The following is a 1,367-nucleotide window of genomic DNA, read 5'->3' on the forward strand; positions in this document are numbered from 1 at the left end:
TTCATATATTTGATGGTGCCGCAGCGCGGCATGAGGGTCTACCATGAAAATAGGTTTCTTCAAAAATAGAAAAAAGACAATACTAAAAAAGACCCTGCTCAATCGTTTAAAAAAAAGAGGAGAGCGTTAATTAATAAGTCTATGGATTAGGATTGACTGGATTAAGGTCAGTATTGCCACTTCCTAACCATTTTCATTCTCTGTGGTGCAGCAATGATTTTATGCTGCATGGATGACTACGAGAAAAAACGTTTCTTCACAGCAACAATCTATACGAAAACAGTTTTACTAAAAAACCTAGTGTTTACTAATAATACAAGTTAATGTATGTTTGTAATCGTTTTAGGTAAACGTAGTAGTTAGTTTAGACTTTTAAGAATGGCTATGGTATAGTCAATTGCGATAGATTGTTTGGAGGGAGCAAGGCGAATGTTGCATCAATTTTCTCGAAATGAATTGGCCATAGGGCACGATGGATTAGATCAATTAAGAAACAGTACAGTTGCAGTGCTAGGTATTGGAGGAGTAGGTTCTTTCTCAGCTGAAGCATTAGCGCGATCTGGAGTAGGCAGATTGGTACTTGTGGATAAAGATGATGTCGATATTACAAATGTGAATAGACAGATCCATGCTTTATTGTCGACAGTCGGTAGACAAAAAGTTGAATTGATGAAAGAACGTATTCAAGATATTAATCCTGAGTGTGAAGTCATAGCATTAAAGATGTTTTATACTGAAGAAACATACGAGCAGTTTTTTAGCTATGGCTTAGATTATGTCATTGATGCTAGTGACACGATCAGTTATAAAATTCATTTAATGAAACAATGTTTAGAACGTAAAATCCCGATTATTTCTAGTATGGGAGCAGCGAATAAGATGGATCCAACAAGATTACGAATTGCGGATATATCTAAAACAAGTCATGATCCAATTGCGAAAGTTGTTCGAACTCGGTTACGTAAAGAAGGGATACGTAAAGGAATTGAAGTTGTCTATTCTGATGAACAGCCAATAAAGATTAGAGAAGACATTCGACAAGAAATTGTTTCAGAGGCAGCAGAACAAGGAAGCATTCGAAAGGCTAAAATGCCTCCTTCATCAAATGCCTTTGTACCGTCAGTAGCAGGGTTAATTATGGCTGGGCATGTTATTACGAATTTATTAAAAGGAATAGAAATTAATCGTTAAGAGAGGCTCCATTAGAGACCTCTCTTCTTTTCATTAGGTTGTTTTCGCATAAATAAGAGCCACTGAAAAAGGTCGATTTTTACCTTTTTCAGTGGCTTCCCTCTTCATCCCGCAGGAGTCGAGTGACTTCCGCTCCATTTCACTATCCTGAAAATAACCATTGGTAGAAGTGCATT

At 36.9% G+C, this 1,367-nt stretch carries 1 protein-coding gene; it reads left to right on the forward strand.

The genetic code is table 11. The annotated features are described in order from the left end of the window. Positions 1 to 429 precede the first annotated feature (429 nt). Positions 430 to 1,191 carry a tRNA threonylcarbamoyladenosine dehydratase gene (locus tag SAY88_RS24500; protein WP_332635059.1) on the forward strand — a complete coding sequence of 254 codons (762 nt, stop codon included), beginning with the start codon at positions 430 to 432 and terminating at the stop codon, positions 1,189 to 1,191. The last annotated feature ends 176 nt before the right edge of the window (positions 1,192 to 1,367 follow it).

The organism is Halalkalibacter flavus (assembly GCF_036663575.1).
Classification (GTDB): Bacteria; Bacillota; Bacilli; order Bacillales; family Bacillaceae_D; genus Halalkalibacter; species Halalkalibacter flavus.

Coding starts and splice junctions, on each gene's coding strand:
- SAY88_RS24500 (WP_332635059.1), top strand. CDS start 430: ATGTTGCATCAATTTTCTCGAAATGAATTGGCCATAGGGCACGATGGA.